Raw genomic sequence first — 18,784 nt, forward strand, 5'->3', positions numbered from 1 at the left:
TTGCGCTTAGGTTGCGCAGTAGCAGTTATTAACATTAATTTACAATTACTTACGGAATCGTGTGGGCGTGTTCAGGCTTGACTCTGCGAACGGTCTCCCGTATAGGTTGTGGCATGCTGGAACAGTTGGGCGAACGGCCCCGGGGGGTGACCCCGGTGGCCGTTTTTTCATGCGGTTCGGGCGGAGGATCACTCTAGCGAGAGGTCATCGAGCACATGACACTTATTACCCCGGAAGAAGGGTTTGCCGAACTGGAAAACGTGGCCCGCGAGGTCCGCGAAGAACTTCGGGAAGCACGAAAAGATTTGCAGGACCTGAGACAACGGGTTCGCACCGGGGAAGTCGGAACGGAAACAGAGGGCCTGAAGATACTCGCATACGTGCGATCCATGTTGAAGGCTGCCAGCGAAACGGAGGCGCAACTTGCCAAAGCACAACGAGACAGAGCCGGAATTGTCCGGGATTACGCGATTGATTTCGACGCCGCACGATCTGAGATCGGGTGCCGCCTGGATCGCTTGCGCAGATGTTGCCGTGAGGAATGAGTTCCTGAACGATATGACCGAGGGAGAGCTTCTGGCTCTCCCTTACATTTTCGAGTTCTGGGCGCTGGACCATCAACTGCCCCCGGTGGGGGATTGGCGGTCCTGGGTCATTCTGGGTGGGCGCGGCGCGGGCAAGACCCGCGCCGGGTCCGAATGGGTCCGGTCCATGGTAGAGGGGTCGCGTCCGCGCGATCCCGGCCGGGCCAAGCGCGTGGCGCTGGTGGGCGAGACTTTGGATCAGGTGCGCGAGGTGATGGTGTTTGGTGAAAGCGGCATTCTGGCTTGTTCGCCCCCAGACCGGCGCCCTGAATGGCACGGCGGCCGGCGCACGCTGATCTGGCCAAACGGGGCTGAAGCGATGGCCTTTTCCGCGCATGAGCCGGAGTCGTTGCGCGGGCCGCAATTCGATGCCGCCTGGGTGGATGAGTTGGCGAAGTGGAAGCGGGCTCAGGACACTTGGGACATGCTGCAATTCGGTTTGCGGCTGGGGGAGTGTCCGCAGCAATGCGTGACGACGACGCCGCGCAATGTGGGCGTGCTGAAGCAGTTGTTGAAATTGGACTCTACCGTTGTCAGCCACGCGCCGACCGAGGCGAACCGCGCCAATCTTGCCGACAGTTTTCTGGCCGAGGTGCGCGCGCGCTATGCCGGGACGCGGTTGGGGCGGCAGGAACTGGACGGCGTGTTGATGGAAGACGAGGAGGGCGCGCTCTGGACACATTCCTTGCTGGACGAGGTCCGGATCGACAAGGCCGGCGCATTTGACCGGGTGCTGGTCGCGGTCGATCCGCCGGTCAGCGGCCATGCGGGGTCTGACGAATGCGGGATCGTGGTGATTGGTGTCACCATGCAGGGGCCGGTGCAGGATTGGCGCGCCGTGGTGCTGGAAGATGCCAGCGTCCGCGCGGCCAGTCCGATGACGTGGGCGCGCGCGGCAATCACCTGCATGGAGCATTGGGGGGCTGATCGTCTGGTGGCCGAGGTCAACCAGGGCGGCGATATGGTCGAACAGGTCATCCGGCAGGTCGATCCGCTGGTGCCGGTGACCAAGGTGCATGCCGCCAAGGGCAAGATCGCACGGGCCGAGCCTGTCGCGGCTTTGTATGAGCAGGGGCGCGTCAGCCACTTGCGCGGCCTTGGCGAACTTGAGGATCAGATGTGCCGCATGACCTTTCAGGGCTATCAAGGCAAAGGATCGCCGGACCGCGTGGATGCGCTGGTCTGGGCGTTGACAGAGGGCATGATCCAACCGGCGGCGGGCTGGCGCAAGCCGCAGTTGCGCGCGCTTTAGGGGGTGCGAACGCATTGGTTAAGCGACCTTAACCATTAAACCCTAGGTTGGTTTCAACGGCGGCGGGCAACCTCGTCAGACTGACAGCAAGACGGACAGACAGCCAGAGTGGCAGGCAGGCAGGACGGGCGCGCGAAACAGCGTGATCCGAGGGATCGCGGCTTGTCTGCACGGCACAGGTGAAACGAGGAGCATCACACGATGGTATTTGATTTCATGCGCAAGAGCCAGGCAGTACCGGCCCCGGTGAAAGCGCCTGCGGCCCCCGAGGCCAAGGCGAGCGCGGTGGGTCGGGTGATCGCCATGCAGGGCAATGGCCGGGTGGCCTGGAGCCCGCGCGACACGGTGTCATTGACGCGCACAGGCTTTGCCGGCAACCCGGTCGGGTTCCGCGCGGTGAAGCTGATTGCCGAGGCCGCGGCGGCGTTGCCGCTGGTGCTTCAGGACGCGGAACGGCGCTATGACAGCCACCCGGTGCTGGCACTGCTTTCTGCACCGAACCCTGCCCAAAGGCGGGCGGAATTGCTGGAGGCGCTTTATGGCCAGATCCTGCTGTCGGGCAATGGCTATGTCGAGGCCGTGCAAACCGATCTGGGCGAGCTGGCGGAACTGCATGTCCTGCGGTCCGACCGGCTGTCGGTGATCCCCGGCCCGGATGGCTGGCCTGTGGGGTATGAATACGCGGTTGGCGGTCGCAAGCACCGGTTTGATGCCACGGGACCGGTTTCCCCCATCTGCCATATCAAGAGCTTTCATCCGCAGGACGACCATTACGGGCTAAGCCCGATGCAGGCGGCCGCCATGGCGCTGGATGTGCATAACAGTGCCTCGCGCTGGTCCAAGGCGCTGCTGGATAATGCCGCGCGGCCTTCGGGAGCGATTGTCTACAAGGGTGCCGAGGGGCAGGGAAGTCTCGCGCCCGATCAATATGACCGGCTGGTGAGCGAGATGGAAAGCTATCACCAGGGCGCGCGCAATGCCGGGCGGCCGATGCTGCTGGAAGGCGGGCTGGACTGGAAGCCGATGGGGTTCAGCCCCTCGGATATGGAATTCCAGAAGACCAAGGAAAGTGCTGCGCGGGAGATTGCGTTGGCCTTCGGGGTGCCGCCGATGCTGATGGGGATACCGGGCGATGCGACCTATGCCAATTACCAAGAGGCCAACCGCGCCTTCTACCGGCTGACGGTGCTGCCGCTGGCGATGCGGGTGGCCGGGGCGCTGAGCGGATGGCTGGGCGGACATATCGGCGAGACGTTTGATCTCAAGCCCGACCTGGATCAGGTGCCCGCGCTGAGTGCCGAACGCGACGCGCAATGGGTCCGTGTCACAGGTGCCGAGTTCCTGACCGTCGCCGAAAAGCGCGCCATGTTGGGCCTGCCTGCACTGACGGAGGACGAGGCCAATGGCTGATGGCCGAGGCCTGCCTTTCGACTGTGCGCCCTCGTTGAAACTGGAAGCGCATGAACGCATGGCGCGTATGCAGTTCGAAGCCGTGAACCGACGGATCGACAAGATCGAAGTGCTGATGGAACGGCTAGAGCGACGATTGTGGCTGGCGGTCTACGGCGTGGTGGGCGTGATCCTCGCGCAAGCGGTCCAGGGCCTTCTGGCGGCGGCGCCGTGATCCGGGATTTCGAGATGATGGAAGGACAAGACATGCAGACGGATTATGGGCTGGAGCAGAAATTCTGCCGTTTCGAGACAGAAGTCTCGGTGACTGATGGCAGCCGGATCGAGGGCTATGCCTCCTTGTTCGGGGCCTGCGATCAGGGCGGTGACGTGGTTGAGGCCGGCGCTTACAAAGCATCGCTCAAGCGGATGGCCCAGGAACGCCGCGCGGTAAAGATGCTGTGGCAGCACGATCCGGCGACGCCCATCGGGATCTGGGACGAGGTGCGCGAGGACGGTCGCGGGCTGTTCGTCAAGGGGCGTCTGCTGGACAGCACCCAGAAGGGCCGTGAAGCGGCGGCGCTGATCGCGGCGGGGGCCATTGACGGGCTGTCGATTGGCTACCGCACGCTGAAGGCCACGAAGAATGACAGGGGCCAGCGGCTTCTGAGGGAACTGGAGCTTTGGGAAGTCTCGCTTGTGACCTTCCCGATGCTGCCCAGTGCGCGGGTGGCGGCCAAGGGCGATGCCCCGGCCGAGGCCATGCTGCGCGAGTTGGCGCAGGCGCTGGAAGGCGCGCGTCGGAACCTGGCGCGCGACTGACGCGTCAAGCCATCACGGGACCAATGCCATGAGCAAGACCGAGACGACCTCTCGGACCGGGGAAGATCTGTCTCCGGTCACCCAGGTGAAATCCGCAATCGCGGGTTTTGTCGGGGATTTCAAAAGTTTTCAGGACGATATGTCCGCACGGCTTCAACAACAGGAAGAGCGACTGACCATGCTTGATCGTAAATCACACACTGCCTACCGCCCCGCATTGGCCACTTCGGCCGAGGTCGAGGTGCCGCACCAGAAGGCGTTCAACGCCTATCTGCGCTCTGGCGACGATGACGGCCTTCGCGGTCTGGAATTCGAGGGTAAGGCGATGTCCACCGCCGTAAATGGCGATGGCGGCTATCTGGTCGATCCCGTGACCTCCGCATCGGTCAATTCGGTGCTGGCAACCACGGCATCTATCCGGGCGATCGCCAATGTCGTCAATGTCGAGGCGACGTCCTATGACGTGCTGATCGACACCACCGAAATGGGGGCTGGCTGGGCGTCCGAGACCGGATCTTCGACTGAAACTAGTACGCCGATCGTTGACCGTATCGCCATTCCGCTACACGAGTTGTCGGCTTTGCCGAAAGCCTCGCAGCGTCTTTTGGATGATGCCGCGTTCGACATCGAAGGCTGGCTGGCCGGCCGGATCGCCGACAAGTTCGCGCGTGCCGAGGCTGCCGCCTTCATCAACGGGGACGGCAATGACAAACCCACCGGTTTTCTGAGCCACCCCGCTGTCGATAATGACGTCTGGAGCTGGGGCAATATCGGCTATGTGCCGACCGGCGCTGACGGTGGGTTTGCAGGCGCTGACGCGCTGATTGACCTGGTCTACTCTCTGGGGGCGGAATACCGCGCCAATGCGACCTTCGTGATGAACTCCAAGACCGCCGGTCTGGTGCGCAAGCTCAAGGACGCGGATGGTCGTTTCCTGTGGTCGGACGGTCTGGCGGCGGCAGAGTCCGCGCGTCTGTTGGGCTATCGCGTGCTGATTGCCGAGGACATGCCCGATGTTGCGCCGGGTGCCGATGCGATTGCATTTGGCGATTTCGGCACGGGCTACACGGTTGCTGAACGCCCCGATCTGCGTGTGCTGCGCGATCCGTTCTCGGCCAAGCCACATGTGCTGTTCTACGCCACCAAGCGTGTCGGCGGCGATGTCAGCGATTTTGCCGCGATCAAGCTTCTGCGTTTCGCCGTCTCGTAAGGCGCGGCGGATGGGTGGCGGGAAACCCCGCTGCCCTGGCGCGCGCCGGTTTGGACTTGCGTTGTCCAGCTGCTCCCCTCCGTCCGAGCAACGTGAGTGGCGCGCGCCTTTTTTGCCGGAAAAGCTCCCGCGGAGGGGCAGGATGTTTGGAGACGATCCATGATGTTGATCGAAGAAACCACAGTGCCGCAGGCGGTGCTTCCGATTGCCGGATTGCGAAGCCACCTGCGGCTGGGATCGGGCTTTGCCGAGGATAGCTTGCAGGACGGATTGCTGGAAGGTTTTCTGCGCGCGGCGCTTGCGGGCATTGAGGCGCGCACCGGGAAGGCGCTGATCGCGCGTGATTTCACCTGGACGGTGGAGCGTTGGAACGGTGCCGGGCAGGGCTTGCCGATTGCCCCGGTCAGCGCGATTTCGCAACTGTCCATGGTTGGGCGCGATGGCCTGCCGACAGTGGTTGAACCGTGCAAGTATCGTCTGGTGCAGGATGCCGTTCGTCCGGTTCTGGCACCGATGGGCACCTGCCTGCCGACGATTCCGCATGGCGGTCATGCAGAACTGAAACTGACCGCCGGAATGTCGCCGGACTGGGGCAATCTGCCCGCTGATCTGGCGCAGGCGGTGATGTTGCTGGCCGCGCATTATTATGAATACCGCGACGAGACCTCGCTGGGCCGTGGCTGCATGCCTTTCGGCGTGACCAGCCTGATCGAACGCTACCGGCCGCTGCGGATCGGCCTGGGGGCAGAACAATGAGTACCGTCGAGCTGAGCCGCCCGCTGGTGCTGGAGGCACCGCTGGTCACGGCCGATGGGGCAGGAGGCTACGACGAGGGCTGGAACGCACTTGGCACGCTTTGGGCAGAGGTCAAGCCGCGCAGCGGGCGCGAAGTGTCCGGACCTGCATCCTCGGCCTCGGTCATGGGGTTCAAGATAACGGTGCGCGGCGCCCCGGTGGGCAGTGCGATGCGCCCACAGGCAGGACAGCGGTTCCGTGAAGGCACCAGGCATTACCGGATCGAAGCCGTGAGCGAACGCGACCCGCGTGGCCGGTTCCTGATCTGCTTTGCCGAAGAGGAGGTCGCGGCATGAGCTATGCGCTTTCTGCACCGCTTCAGTCGGCCGTTTATGCGTGCTTGCTGGCAGATGCCAGGGTGCAGGCCACCGTCGGTGCGCATGTCTACGATGCGCTGCCATCTGGCCGGGTGCCGGATCTTTACGTCACGCTGGGGGCCGAGGTGGTCCGCGACAAATCCGACGCCACGGGCGCCGGGGCAGAGCATGACCTGACGATCACCGTCGTCACAGGTGCTTCCGGGTTCCAGCAGGCCAAGGAAGCCGCCGCTGCGATCAGTGACGCGCTGGAAGATCCCGCGCTGACACTTAGCCGCGGACGATTGGTGGGGATGCGGTTTCTCAAGGCGCAGGCAGCGCGTGTGGGAACCGGAACCATCCGCCGCATCGACCTGAAATTCCGCGCCCGCGTGGAAGACAACTGAACACTATCAACGGAGTAAATGCCATGGGTGCCCAGAACGGCAAGGACATGCTGATCAAGGTGGATCTGACCGGTGTCGGCCAGTTCCAGACGCTGGCGGGGCTGCGTGCCACGCGGGTAAGTTTCAACGCAGAGACGGTCGATGTGACCTCTTTGGAAAGCTCGGGCGGCTGGCGCGAACTGCTGGGCGGCGCGGGTGTGCGTTCGGCCTCGCTTTCAGGGTCGGGCGTCTTCCGCGATGACACGACGGACGAGCGCGCGCGTCAGATCTTTTTTGACGGCGAGACGCCTGATTTTCAGGTCATCATTCCGGATTTCGGGGTGGTCGAGGGCCCGTTCCAGGTGACGGCGATCGAATATGCCGGTTCGCATAACGGCGAAGCGACCTACGAGCTGTCCATGGCCTCCGCCGGTCAGCTGACCTTTACGGCGCTTTAAGGCCATGACCAATCCGTACAGAGGGGAAGTCGCGCTGGAGATCGACGGGGTGCAGCACCAGTTGCGCCTGACTCTGGGCGCATTGGCAGAGTTGGAAGCCGGGTTGGACAGCGGATCGCTTATGGATCTGGTGGCCCGTTTCGAAGGCGGCAAGGTCAGCAGCCGCGATGTGCTGGCCTTGATCGTCGCGGGGCTTCGTGGCGGCGGCTGGCAGGGCCGCGCGGGCGATCTTCTGGCGGCCGAAATCAGCGGCGGTCCGATGGCGGCGGCACGGGCGGCGGCAGAGCTTTTGACCCGCGCCTTCCTGCCACCGGAGGAGATCGCAACGTGACCGCGCTGGACTGGCCGGCGCTGATGCGGGCCGGCTTGCAGGGGCTGGGTCTGCGCCCGGCGGAGTTCTGGGCACTGACACCTGCCGAATTGCGGGTGATGCTGGGCGAACGCTCCGGCGCGGCGTCCCTGGGGCGCGATGGGTTGGAGGCGCTGATCCGCGCCTATCCCGACAGTCAGGAAAGGGCAGAAGATGTCTGACAGAGACGCAGTGGAAACGTTGGAAAATCAGGTGGATGCGCTGGAAAATTCTCTGGCGTCCGCGACCGGCATGGCGGCCGGGTTCGATGCGGAAATGCGCCGCATCCACCAGACCTTCAGTGCCACCGGCAAGGGGGTCGCTGCGCTGGAAACGTCGCTGAGCCGGGGTTTGAAGGGCGCAATCGACGGGGTTGTGTTCGACGGGATGAAGCTGTCGGACGCGCTGGAGCGGGTCGCCAACTCCATGATCGGCACTGCATATAACGCGGCTGTCAAGCCGGTGACGGATCACGTTGGCAGCCTGATCGCGGGCGGAGTGTCGGGAATTTTCGGCGGCGCATCGCCTTTTGCTGACGGCGCGGCCTTCGGGCAGGGCCGGGTGATGCCTTTCGCCAAGGGCGGCGTTGTCACCGGGCCGACGAATTTCCCGATGCGCGGCGGCACCGGGCTGATGGGCGAGGCCGGGCCGGAGGCGATCATGCCGCTGACACGCGGTGCCGATGGCAAGCTGGGCGTGCAGGCACAGGGTGGGGCCGGCGCGACTACGGTGGTGATGAACATCACCACGCCGGATGTCGATGGGTTCCGCCGCAGTCAGGCGCAGGTCGCCGCCCAGATGAGCCGCGCGTTAAGCCGCGGTCAACGCAACCGCTGAGGAGGATGTGATGTCATTTCACGAAGTCAGATTTCCCGCCAGCCTGAGCTTTGGTTCGGTTGGCGGTCCCGAACGGCGCACCGATGTGGTGACGCTGGCAAACGGGTTCGAGGAACGCAACACGCCCTGGGCACATTCCCGCAGGCGGTATGACGCGGGTTTGGGATTGCGGTCGCTGGACGATATCGGCGAGCTTATCGCCTTTTTCGAGGCCCGTCAGGGGCAGCTGTTCGGTTTTCGCTGGAAGGACTGGGCGGATTACAAAAGCTGCCGCGCGTCGCGGACTGTCCGGTTCGACGATCAGGCGATCGCGCGCGGTGACGGCGCGACGGTGACGTTCCAACTGATCAAGCGCTACTGGTCGGGGGAAAGCCACTATGACCGTCCCGTGACCAAGCCGGTTCAGGGGTCTGTGCGTGCGGGCGTACAGGGCGACGAACTGCTTCACGGTGTGCATTACGAGGTCGATCACGAGACGGGCCTCATCACTTTTGCAGAGCCGCCGCTGGCGGAGGGCGAGGTGACGGCCGGATTTGAATTCGACGTGCCGGTGCGGTTCGACACGGACAGTATCCGCACAAGCGTCGCCAGTTTCCATGCAGGCGAGGTGCCCGACGTGCCAGTGGTGGAGGTGCGGGTCTGATGACGTTTCATGAGGGGCTGAAGACGCATCTGCAAACCGGCTGCACTACCGTTGCACGCGCCTGGAGCGTGACGCGGCGCGATGGCGTCCAGATGGGCTTTACCGACCACGATTGCGATCTGGTCTTTAACGGCATGATCCATCGTGCGGATGCCGGCCTGACGGCGCGGGCGCTGCAACAAAGTACGGGCCTGTCGGTGGACAATAGCGAAGCGATGGGCGCGCTGTCTTCGTCGGCGATTTCAGAGGCGGATATTGCCTCGGGGCGGTTCGACGGCGCGCAAGTGTCTTCCTGGCTGGTGAATTGGGCAAACCCGGACGAACGGCAATTGCTGTTTCGTGGCTCTCTGGGCGAGATCCGACGATCCGGCGGCGCGTTTGAGGCGGAACTGCGCGGGCTGAGCGAGGCGCTGAACCGTCCGTTGGGGCGCGTGTTCCAGAAACCGTGCTCGGCGGTTTTGGGCGATGGCGCATGTGGTTTCGACACGTCGACACCGGGCTATTCGGTCGAGGCGCATCTGATGGACGTTGAAGCGCGGCGGATCTTTCGGTTCGGCGATACGGGCAGCTTTGATGCCGGGTGGTTTCAACGTGGACGTTTTGAGGTGCTGTCAGGGGCGGCAAAGGGGCTCAAGGGCGCAGTGAAGCGCGACCGGTCCGAAGGCGATCTGCGCATCGTCGAACTGTGGGAGCCGTTGCGGGCAGACATTGCCTCCGGCGACAAGATCCGCGTGATCGCGGGCTGTGACAAGCGCTTTGAAACCTGCCGGTTGAAATTCGCCAATCAACTGAACTTTCAGGGTTTCCCCGACATTCCGGAAGAGGATTGGGTAATGGTGCATCCATCGGTCGCCACGGCGCAATCCGGCGGGAGCCGACGGTGATGGCGGCGGGTTTGCAGGTGGTGAACGCGGCGCGCGATTGGTTGGGGACGCCTTACCGGCATCAGGCCTCAACGCGGGGCGCAGGAACGGATTGCCTGGGTCTTTTGCGCGGTGTCTGGCGCGAGGTCATCGGGCCAGAGTCTGTAATCATTCCGGCCTACACGTTCGACTGGTCGGAGCCGCAGGGCGAGGAACGCCTGTGGGCCGCTGCCCTTGCGCATCTTTCGCCCGCCGGGCCCGATATGAAGCCGGGCGATGTGTTGCTGTTCCGAATGCGGAACGGGGCGGTCGCGAAGCATCTTGGCATCCTGTCGGACGCAGGAACTCTGCCCGCCTTCGTTCACGCATATACGGGGCATGGGGTGGTCGAAAGCCCGCTCAGCGCCCCCTGGAGACGCCGCATCGTGGCGCGTTTCCGTTTTCCTCTGGAGGGATAATCTCATGGCGACGATTCTGCTGTCGGCCGCGGGTGCGGCGCTTGGAAGCTCTGTCGGCGGGAGCCTGCTGGGCCTGTCGATGACGACCGTGGGCCGGTTTGCCGGGGCGACGCTGGGTCGGGCCATCGACCAACGCCTGATGGGGCAGGGATCGGAGACGGTCGAAACCGGCCGCATCGACCGGTTTCGTCTGACAGGTGCCGGCGAAGGTGCCCCGATTGCGCAGGTCTACGGGCGTATGCGGATCGGTGGGCACCTGATCTGGGCGACGGAATTTCAGGAGCACGTCACCACCAGCGGTGGGGGCGGCGGTGGCGGCAAGGGCGCGCCACGTCAGCCCAAGACAAAGTCGTTCAGCTATTCCGTCAGCATTGCGATGGCGCTTTGCGAAGGCGAAATCACCGGAGTGCACCGGGTCTGGGCCGATGGTGCCGAAGTGCCTCTGGGCGATGTGTCGATGCGCGTCTATCCGGGCAGCCGCGACCAGTTGCCCGACCCGGCAATTGCGGCAGTCGAGGGGGCGGGCAGTGTGCCGGCCTATCGTGGCACCGCCTATGTGGTGTTAGAGGATCTGGCATTGGAACGGTTCGGCAATCGTATCCCGCAGTTCAGCTTTGAGGTCACGCGCCCCGATCAGGACAAGGACGATCCCGCCAGCGTGGCGCATGGGATCAGCGGCGTCGCACTGATGCCAGGAACCGGCGAATACGCGCTGGCCACTGTGCCTGTGCATTTCAAATATGGCGGCGGCAAGGCCGCGATTGCCAATATCAACACTGCCGCTGAACAGCCCGACCTTCTGCAATCGCTGGACATGCTGGAGGCGGAACTCCCCAACGCCCGCTCCGTGTCGCTGGTCGTCAGCTGGTTTGGCAACGATCTGCGCTGCGGGGCCTGTAGCTTACGCCCACGCGTGGAGCAGGACGAGTTTGACGCCGGTACGATGCCCTGGAGGGTTGCGGGACAGACGCGCGCGACCGCGGGCATCGTGCCGGAGGTGGAGGGGCGACCGGTATATGGTGGCACCCCATGTGACACTTCTGTTGTGCAGGCCATACGCGAGATGAACGAGCGCGGGCAGGACGTGATGTTCTATCCGTTTATCCTGATGGATCAGCAGGCTGGAAACACCGTGCCGGATCCGTGGACGGGTGCGGAAGGACAGCCGCCGTTGCCGTGGCGCGGACGGATCACCCTGTCGGCGGCCCCCGGTCAGGACGGATCGCCCGATGGAACAGCCGCCGCCGATGCGCAGGTCGCGCAGTTTTTCGGGACGGCCAGTGCCGCCGACTTCGCGGTGGGGAATGGAAAGGTCGGCTATTCCGGTCCCGCTGAATGGGGATTTCGGCGCTTCATCCTGCATTATGCGGCGCTGTGCGCGGCGGCGGGCGGTGTGTCGTCATTCTGCATCGGCTCGGAAATGCGGGGGCTGACGACGATCCGTGGCAGTTCCGGCTATCCGGCGGTTGCGGAGTTGCAGACACTGGCGGCAGAGGTGCGCACGCTTCTGGGGCCGGATTGCAAGATTGGCTACGCGGCTGACTGGTCGGAGTATTTCGGTCATCACCCGCAGGACGGCACGGGCGATCTGCGCTTTCATCTTGATCCGCTTTGGGCGGATGACAATATCGACTTCATCGGGATCGACAATTACATGCCTTTGTCGGACTGGCGCGACGGGCATGATCACGCCGACGCAGCGTGGGAGTCGATCCACAATCAGGATTATCTCGCATCGAATATCGAGGGCGGCGAAGGCTACGACTGGTATTACCCGTCCGATGAGGCGCGCGCAGCGCAGCGCCGTGTACCGATCACCGACGAGGCCCATGACGAGCCCTGGGTCTGGCGGTACAAGGACATCCGGAACTGGTGGTCGAACCCGCATCACGAACGGATTGCGGGCGAACGGCAGGCGCAGCCGACGGCCTGGGTGCCGGGGTCGAAACCGATCTGGTTCACCGAATATGGCTGCGCGGCCATCGACAAGGGCAGCAACCAGCCCAACAAGTTTCTGGATCCCAAAAGCTCGGAATCCGCATTGCCGCATTATTCGGACGGTCGGCGGGACGAGCTGATCCAGCACCAGTATCTGCGCGCGATGCAGGCATACTGGCGCGATCCGGCACATAACCCCGTGTCCGAGATTTACGACGGTCCGATGATCGACATGGACCGGGCGTTTGTCTGGGCCTGGGACGCGCGGCCCTATCCGTGGTTTCCTGCCAATCGGGCCTTGTGGTCGGATGGGGCCAACTACCTGCGCGGGCATTGGCTGAACGGGCGATCCTCGGGGCGCACCCTGGCCTCTGTCGTGGCCGAGATCTGCGAACGGGCAGGGTTGCGGGACTACGATGTAAGCGGGCTGCACGGGTTCGTGCGTGGCTATGTCGTGCCGGATGTCGCGGCGGCGCGCGGCGCGTTGCAACCGTTGATGCTGGCCTACGGGTTTGACGCGGTAGAGCGGAACGGCCTGCTGAGCTTTGTGATGCGGGCGCAAAGCAAGCCTTTGTCGCTGGATAGCGAAGCACTTGCCGAAAACGCGGAATTCGAGGGCACGGTAGAGCAGACCCGCGCAGCAGATGTAGAAATGTCGGGACGAGTCCGGGTGCGCTTTCTACAGGCGGATGGCGATTATGACACCGTGGCCGAAGAAACCGTATTGCCCGACGACACCACGCATTCAGTGGCTGAAACAGAGCTTGCCCTGTCGATGACCCGTGCCGAGGGTCGCCAGACCGCCGAGCGTTGGCTGTCCGAGGCGCGGCTGTCGCGGGACGCGGTGCGCTTTGCCTTGCCGCCTTCGCGGATGGATCTTGGCGCTGGCGATGTGGTGGCGCTGAACGAGGATGGCGCGGTGTACCGCGTCGACCGGATCGAACATGGCAATGGTCAACTGATCGAGGCCGTCCGGGTTGATCCCGATGTCTACCTGCCGTCCGAATTCCCTGATGATCAGGTCAGCTTGCGCCCCTTTGCCGCGCCGGTGCCGGTACTGCCGTTGTTTCTGGATCTGCCGCTGCTGACCGGCGATGAGGTCGTCCATGCACCGCATCTGGCGCTGGCGGCGGATCCCTGGCCCGGAACGGTTGCCGTCTATGATGCTGTCAGTGACGAGGATTACGGGCTTAACCAGATCATCGCGGCACGGTCCAAGGTTGGCCTGACAGAAACACCGTTATTTGCAGCACCCGCTGGCCGCATTGACCGGGGCGGCGACCTTCAGATCAAGCTGACCTCCGGTGCCTTGCAAAGCGTCAGCGATGGCGCGTTGCTGTCCGGCGCGAACATGGCCGCGATCGGGGATGGCACACCGGGCGGATGGGAGGTGTTCCAGTTCCGCGATGCCGAACTGGTGGACAAGGACACCTGGCTGTTGTCGCACAGGTTACGCGGGCAGGCGGGTACTGACGGGACGCAGCCCGCTGTCTGGCCCGCCGGGTCCTGGGTGGTGATGCTGGATGGCAGACCGCAGCAGATAGAGCTGGCGACAGCGACACGCGGGCTGGCGCGGCACTACCGGATCGGACCGGCGAAACGCGGCTATGACGATCCCAGCTATGTCCACGAGGTGCATGCGTTTGATGGCATCGGGCTGCGACCCTACCGCCCTGCACATCTGCGGCTTGAGGCGTCAGACGGGGGGGTGGATGTCAGTTGGATTCGGCGAACCAGAACCGAAGGCGACATATGGGAAACCCCGGAAGTGCCGATCGGCGAAGAACGTGAAGCCTATCTGTTGCGGGTGCTGAACGGTGAAACGGTGCTTCGCGAACATACGCTGGAAACAACTGCTTGGCATTATAGCGCCGCAGCGCGGGCTCAGGACGGCCCGGATGTGACGGTGCAGGTCGCACAACTTTCGGCACGTTTCGGGCCCGGACCATTCGCGAAGGTAACGATTACAGGCTGAACGTTGACCCTGCGCGGTGGGATCGAAACGCGCAGGGTATTTTCTGGTGGATGTACCGTCTAACCGGAGGCACATCCGATACAGCGGGTGGCGGTTAGATCGACCTCCAGCCGCTTTTCGGCAATTTTTTCGCCGCAGTCGTCGCACCAGCCATATTCGTCCTGGTCCAACCGTAGCAAAGCCTGGCGCAAACGTTGGGCTTCGGCGTCACGACGCACTTGGCCGGCGCGGGCCATCGCCTGCATCTGCAAAGCATCCATGCGGCTGAGACGACCGACGGCCTGTTGGTCCAACTCTACCACAGCTTGAGCGTCCTGAGCCAATGCGTCGTCTGTGGTCAAGGCGGCCAGCCGATCCTTGAGCAATTCACGAAATTTGTCATTTCGGCCCATGATCTCATCTATCACAGGTTTGCAATTGGCGTCAGGCACCTATTTGGTGTATCCAAGTACGGCCCAAGGAGGAATTGTCATGCCAACGACCCGCGCGAAGCTCGCCGAACTCGATCCGGTCTGGAGCCAGATCATCGAAGAGGGTCACGTTGCGATCGGTCAAGAGCCGCTTTTGGGCGGCTTGATCCATTCGAGCGTGCTGCATCACGGCACGATCGAGGCCGCACTGGCCTATCGGACGTCCCTGAAGCTGGCCTCGGGCGAGATGTCCGAGCAGATGCTGCGTGAGATCTGCGATGAGGCCTATTCCGAAGATCCTGAACTGGCAGCGGCGGCGCGGGCCGATATCGTGGCGGTCTATGATCGCGACCCGGCATGCCACCGTTTCCTGCAACCATTGTTGTTTTTCAAGGGCTTCCAAGCCCTGCAAAGCTACCGCGTTGCCAATTGGCTTTGGCGCGTAGGTCGGCGGGACCTGTCCTACTTCTTCCAGATGCGCTGTTCCGAAGCCTTTGGCGTGGACATCCATCCGGCGGCGCGGATCGGGCGCGGCATCATGATCGACCACGCGCATTCCATCGTCATCGGTGAGACGGCGGTGGTGGGCGACAATGTCTCGATGTTGCATTCGGTGACTTTGGGCGGAACCGGTAAGGAAGAGGAAGATCGGCACCCGAAGATTGGCGATGGCGTGCTGATTGGTGCCGGGGCAAAGGTGCTGGGCAATATTCATATCGGTCATTGCTCGCGGATTGCGGCTGGGTCTGTCGTTCTGGATGCGATTCCGGCCTGCAAAACTGTGGCCGGGGTGCCTGCACGGATTGTGGGCGAGGCGGGATGCGACCAGCCGTCGATGACGATGGACCAGATCCTGCGTTCGGGCGCGTAACGCCGGGATTTGTGGCGGAAATGAACGCGGATACGATGACGCGTCGACTGCTTTTTGCGGGCTGAGAACACTTACAGCACTTGTCCGAAAGGCGTGAGACTCGCTGTCATCGCGGTCTATGCAGGTCGGACACGCGCCATCAAGTGCGGGGCTGTGCGTTTGTGCAAGTTGACAGCATGCTGGTCTGATAAGATCAGGCCAGCATGGCCATCGGGTTTTCCAGATTATCCTTGATCTCTGCCAACAATTCGGCGCCAAGCGCGCCGTCGATGACCCGGTGATCGACGCTGAGCGTCACGGACATGACCGTGGCTGTGGTCAGATCGCCATCCGGCCCGACGACAGGTTTCTTTATGCCCGCACCAACGGCAAGGATCGCGCCGTGGGGCGGGTTGATCACGGCATCGAAATTCTCGACGCCGAACATCCCCAAGTTGGAAATGGCAAAGCTGCCGCCTTGATATTCATGCGGGGCAAGTTTGCGGTCCCGCGCACGGGTGGCGAGATCTTTCATCTCGGCCGACAGGGTGGTGAGGGTTTTCTGTTCGGCGTCCTTGAGAACGGGTGTGAACAGACCGCCCTCGATCGCCACGGCGACGGCCACGTCCGAGGGGGTCAATTGCAGAATGCGGTTCCCGGCCCAGACCGCATTGGCAGCGGGCACCTGTTGCAGGGCCAGCGCACAGGCCTTGATGATGAAGTCATTGACGCTGAGTTTGGTGCCGCGCGTGTGGAGTTGCGCATTCAGCTCGGCGCGGAACTTCAGCAAGGCATCCAGCTGAATATCGCGGCGCAGGTAGAAATGCGGGATCTGCTGTTTGGCTTCAGTCAATCGCGCGGCAATTGTCTTGCGCATCCCGTCGAGCGGAACTTCCTTATGGGGGCGATCTGCATAAATCGCTGCGATCTGATCGTCAGACGCAGGCGCGATGGGAGCGGGAGACGCTGCACGATCTTGCGACGCCGTCGCGTGTTCCTGGGGGCGCGCGCCTTCAACATCGGCACGGACAATTCGCCCATGTGGGCCAGAGCCTTTGATCTGCGCAAGATCCAGGTCTTTCTGGGCCGCGATGCGGCGTGCCAATGGCGAAGCGAAAATTCGGTCGCCAGTGTCGGATTTCGAGGCGGCGGGCGCGCGGGGCCCCGGCTCGAAGGCCGGGGCGGGTTTTGAGTCTATCTTGGTGTTGTGCGGGGTCGGTTGTTCGGTTTTGGCCGGGATGTCCTTTTGGCTTTCGCCCTCTTCGAGCAGCACCGCGATGGGGGTGTTCACTTTGATGCCTACAGTGCCTTCCGAGATGAGGATCTGGCCGATCGTGCCTTCATCGACGGCCTCGAATTCCATCGTTGCCTTGTCGGTTTCTATCTCTGCGAGGATGTCGCCGGACGACACGGTGTCGCCTTCCTTGACGAGCCATTTCGCGAGCGTGCCTTCTTCCATCGTCGGGCTGAGGGCGGGCATCAGGATTTCTAAAGGCATCGGTCAGGTCCTCTTTGACGGCGCGTCGGCTGCGGGCGTCGGCGCGTGGGGACCAGCCCCCACACCCCCGGAGTATTTTTGCCAAGAAGAAGCAGGGGCGTCTTCGCTTAGTGTCAGAATGTCGTGTGGGCGTTTTGGAGTTTCGCCGCGTGTCAGGGCCGCGACGGCGCGTATCAGCTGGGGTCTGTGGGCGGCGATCCATTCATAGGCTTCCTGGTGGGAAGCGCGGTCGCCCGGGCGCACGCCCTGCATCAGACATTCGGGCACCAGCGCGCGCACTGGCGTCCCCGCCACCGTCGTCACGATCCGGTAGGCATCGTTTGCGATGTCACGGCCCTGGACTTCAACGCGGGTCATCGTCTGACCGCGATCGAAGTGGCCGGGAAGGGCATTGGCGGCATCACCGATACGTCACTTTCCGCACGGCTTCCATCACCTCTTGGGTGGTGACCAGCGCGTGCTTTTCGAGGTTGGCGGCATAGGGCATGGGCACGTCCTTGCCGGTACAGTTGATTACGGGCGCGTCGAGCCAATCGAACGCTTCTTGCATCAGGATGGCCGAGATGTGGTTGCCGATCGCGCCCTTGGGAAAGCCTTCCTCGACCGTGACGCAGCGGTTGGTTTTCTGTACCGATGCAATGACGGTTGCCGTGTCCAACGGGCGCAGGGTGCGCAGGTCGATGACTTCGGCGCTGACCCCGTCTTCGGCAAGCTTTTCAGCGGCTTCCAGCGCGTAGGTCATCCCGATTCCGAAGCTGACGATGGTCACATCCGTGCCCTCCCGCCAGATCCGCGCCTTGCCGAACGGCACGGTGAAATCGTCGAGTTTCGGCACATCGAAGCTGCGCCCATAGAGGATTTCGTTTTCCAGAAAGATCACCGGGTTCGGATCGCGGATGGCGGTTTTCAGCAGTCCTTTGGCGTCCGAGGCGGAATAGGGCATCGCGACCTTCAGGCCCGGAATATGCGAAAACCAAGCGGCGAAATCCTGACTGTGCTGGGCCCCGACGCGTGCAGCGGCACCGTTGGGGCCGCGAAATACCATCGGCGCACCCATCTGACCGCCGGACATATATAGGGTCTTGGCGGCAGAATTTACAATCTGATCCATGGCTTGCATGGCGAAGTTAAACGTCATGTATTCGACGATCGGCTTTAATCCACCAAAGGCGGCCCCCACGGCGATGCCGGTAAATCCGTGTTCGGTGATCGGTGTGTCGATGACCCGTTTGGATCCGAATTCGTCCAGCAAGCCCTGGCTGATCTTGTAGGCGCCTTGATACTCGGCCACCTCTTCGCCCATCAAAAACACGTCACCATCGCGGCGCATCTCTTCGGCCATCGCATCCCGCAGCGCCTCGCGGACGGTCTGCTGGTGTGTCTCCGTGCCTTCGGGCCAGTCGGGCGAGCGGTCGGGTTCCGGATGGGTGCGCGCCGCCGCGGGTGCGCTTTCGGAGGTCAGCGTTTTGTCGGCAGGGGCCGGTTGCTGGCTTTGCGCGGATTCAACCGTGGCAGAGGCGACGTCTTCGCCGTCGTCAAGAAGTAATCCGATGGGGGTATTTACTTTGACGCCCTCGGTGCCGGCCGGGATCAGGATGCGCCCAAGAATGCCCTCATCCACGGCCTCGAATTCCATCGTGGCCTTGTCGGTTTCGATCTCGGCAAGGATGTCGCCCGAAGAGACGGTATCGCCTTCCTTGACCAGCCATTTGGCGAGCGTGCCTTCTTCCATCGTCGGCGACAGAGCGGGCATCAGAATTTCTGTGGCCAT

General features: G+C 63.0%; 22 protein-coding genes. 18 read left to right on the forward strand and 4 right to left on the reverse strand.

Translation table 11 applies throughout. The annotated features are described in order from the left end of the window. Positions 1 to 215: 215 nt before the first annotated feature. The 17 genes from B8991_RS21360 to B8991_RS00900 all read left to right on the forward strand — a co-directional run bounded on the left by B8991_RS21360 (position 216) and on the right by B8991_RS00900 (position 14,255). The gene (locus B8991_RS21360) at positions 216 to 545 is read left to right on the forward strand and encodes a hypothetical protein (protein WP_165907508.1); all 330 of its coding nucleotides are present in this window, start codon (positions 216 to 218) and stop codon (positions 543 to 545) included. Beyond that, entirely contained in the window at positions 493 to 1,836 is a 1,344-nt protein-coding gene (locus B8991_RS00825; protein ID WP_084350290.1) for a DNA-packaging protein, read from the forward strand. Before B8991_RS21360 ends, B8991_RS00825 begins: the two co-directional genes overlap by 53 nt. A 201-nt stretch (positions 1,837 to 2,037) precedes the next feature. Next, complete coding sequence (locus tag B8991_RS00830; RefSeq protein WP_084349907.1) at positions 2,038 to 3,246, forward strand: phage portal protein; 1,209 nt, start codon at positions 2,038 to 2,040, stop codon at positions 3,244 to 3,246. Then, on the forward strand, positions 3,239 to 3,460 hold the full coding sequence (locus B8991_RS00835) for a GTA head formation protein, RCAP_rcc01685 family (protein ID WP_084349908.1): 222 nt from the start codon (positions 3,239 to 3,241) through the stop codon (positions 3,458 to 3,460). The genes B8991_RS00830 and B8991_RS00835 overlap by 8 nt, the downstream gene beginning before the upstream one ends. 32 nt (positions 3,461 to 3,492) lie before the next feature. Beyond that, the gene (locus B8991_RS00840) at positions 3,493 to 4,047 is read left to right on the forward strand and encodes an HK97 family phage prohead protease (protein ID WP_084350291.1); all 555 of its coding nucleotides are present in this window, start codon (positions 3,493 to 3,495) and stop codon (positions 4,045 to 4,047) included. 28 nt (positions 4,048 to 4,075) lie between these two features. Then, positions 4,076 to 5,257 carry a phage major capsid protein gene (locus B8991_RS00845; protein WP_084349909.1) on the forward strand — a complete coding sequence of 394 codons (1,182 nt, stop codon included), beginning with the start codon at positions 4,076 to 4,078 and terminating at the stop codon, positions 5,255 to 5,257. 159 nt (positions 5,258 to 5,416) lie between these two features. Beyond that, positions 5,417 to 6,013, forward strand: a complete 597-nt coding sequence (locus tag B8991_RS00850; protein WP_084349910.1) for a head-tail connector protein — start codon at positions 5,417 to 5,419, stop codon at positions 6,011 to 6,013. Next, a complete protein-coding gene (locus B8991_RS00855) occupies positions 6,010 to 6,348 on the forward strand; it encodes a head-tail adaptor protein (protein WP_084349911.1) in 339 nt (112 codons plus the stop codon). Before B8991_RS00850 ends, B8991_RS00855 begins: the two co-directional genes overlap by 4 nt. Continuing rightward, on the forward strand, positions 6,345 to 6,755 hold the full coding sequence (locus B8991_RS00860; RefSeq protein WP_084349912.1) for a DUF3168 domain-containing protein: 411 nt from the start codon (positions 6,345 to 6,347) through the stop codon (positions 6,753 to 6,755). The genes B8991_RS00855 and B8991_RS00860 overlap by 4 nt, the downstream gene beginning before the upstream one ends. A gap of 23 nt (positions 6,756 to 6,778) precedes the next feature. Beyond that, the gene (locus tag B8991_RS00865; RefSeq protein WP_084349913.1) at positions 6,779 to 7,192 is read left to right on the forward strand and encodes a phage major tail protein, TP901-1 family; all 414 of its coding nucleotides are present in this window, start codon (positions 6,779 to 6,781) and stop codon (positions 7,190 to 7,192) included. 4 nt (positions 7,193 to 7,196) lie between these two features. Further along, the gene (locus B8991_RS00870) at positions 7,197 to 7,523 is read left to right on the forward strand and encodes a gene transfer agent family protein (RefSeq protein ID WP_084349914.1); all 327 of its coding nucleotides are present in this window, start codon (positions 7,197 to 7,199) and stop codon (positions 7,521 to 7,523) included. Further along, entirely contained in the window at positions 7,520 to 7,723 is a 204-nt protein-coding gene (locus tag B8991_RS00875; protein WP_084349915.1) for a rcc01693 family protein, read from the forward strand. The genes B8991_RS00870 and B8991_RS00875 overlap by 4 nt, the downstream gene beginning before the upstream one ends. Continuing rightward, on the forward strand, positions 7,716 to 8,378 hold the full coding sequence (locus B8991_RS00880; RefSeq protein ID WP_084349916.1) for a phage tail tape measure protein: 663 nt from the start codon (positions 7,716 to 7,718) through the stop codon (positions 8,376 to 8,378). The genes B8991_RS00875 and B8991_RS00880 overlap by 8 nt, the downstream gene beginning before the upstream one ends. Before the next feature lie 10 nt (positions 8,379 to 8,388). Next, positions 8,389 to 9,021: a DUF2460 domain-containing protein gene (locus tag B8991_RS00885; protein WP_084349917.1), complete on the forward strand. Its 633-nt coding sequence runs from the start codon at positions 8,389 to 8,391 to the stop codon at positions 9,019 to 9,021. Continuing rightward, positions 9,021 to 9,905, forward strand: a complete 885-nt coding sequence (locus tag B8991_RS00890) for a DUF2163 domain-containing protein (protein ID WP_084349918.1) — start codon at positions 9,021 to 9,023, stop codon at positions 9,903 to 9,905. The genes B8991_RS00885 and B8991_RS00890 overlap by 1 nt, the downstream gene beginning before the upstream one ends. Further along, positions 9,905 to 10,342 (forward strand): NlpC/P60 family protein, encoded by a 438-nt coding sequence (locus tag B8991_RS00895; RefSeq protein ID WP_084349919.1) that lies wholly within the window; start codon positions 9,905 to 9,907, stop codon positions 10,340 to 10,342. The genes B8991_RS00890 and B8991_RS00895 overlap by 1 nt, the downstream gene beginning before the upstream one ends. 4 nt (positions 10,343 to 10,346) lie before the next feature. Further along, positions 10,347 to 14,255, forward strand: a complete 3,909-nt coding sequence (locus tag B8991_RS00900; RefSeq protein ID WP_084349920.1) for a baseplate multidomain protein megatron — start codon at positions 10,347 to 10,349, stop codon at positions 14,253 to 14,255. Positions 14,256 to 14,314: 59 nt separating this feature from the next. Here the strand turns inward: B8991_RS00900 and B8991_RS00905 are convergent, their stop codons facing one another. After that, complete coding sequence (locus tag B8991_RS00905) at positions 14,315 to 14,647, reverse strand: TraR/DksA family transcriptional regulator (protein WP_084349921.1); 333 nt, start codon at positions 14,645 to 14,647, stop codon at positions 14,315 to 14,317. 79 nt (positions 14,648 to 14,726) lie between these two features. Here B8991_RS00905 and cysE point away from each other — a divergent pair, with 79 nt between their 5' ends. Beyond that, complete coding sequence (gene cysE / locus B8991_RS00910; RefSeq protein WP_084349922.1) at positions 14,727 to 15,536, forward strand: serine O-acetyltransferase; 810 nt, start codon at positions 14,727 to 14,729, stop codon at positions 15,534 to 15,536. Between the two features lie 193 nt (positions 15,537 to 15,729). On the opposite strand, the gene B8991_RS00915 is transcribed toward cysE, so the two are convergent. From B8991_RS00915 to B8991_RS00925, 3 genes are read right to left on the reverse strand one after another with little or no spacing between them, the layout of a single operon-like run. Continuing rightward, positions 15,730 to 17,013 carry a pyruvate dehydrogenase complex dihydrolipoamide acetyltransferase gene (locus tag B8991_RS00915; protein WP_084349923.1) on the reverse strand — a complete coding sequence of 428 codons (1,284 nt, stop codon included), beginning with the start codon at positions 17,011 to 17,013 and terminating at the stop codon, positions 15,730 to 15,732. Between the two features lie 3 nt (positions 17,014 to 17,016). Next, a complete protein-coding gene (locus B8991_RS00920) occupies positions 17,017 to 17,370 on the reverse strand; it encodes a hypothetical protein (RefSeq protein ID WP_179141398.1) in 354 nt (117 codons plus the stop codon). Positions 17,371 to 17,413: 43 nt separating this feature from the next. Then, positions 17,414 to 18,784, reverse strand: a complete 1,371-nt coding sequence (locus tag B8991_RS00925) for a pyruvate dehydrogenase complex E1 component subunit beta (protein WP_084349924.1) — start codon at positions 18,782 to 18,784, stop codon at positions 17,414 to 17,416.

It is taken from the genome of Primorskyibacter flagellatus (assembly GCF_900176485.1).
Classification (GTDB): Bacteria; Pseudomonadota; Alphaproteobacteria; order Rhodobacterales; family Rhodobacteraceae; genus Primorskyibacter; species Primorskyibacter flagellatus.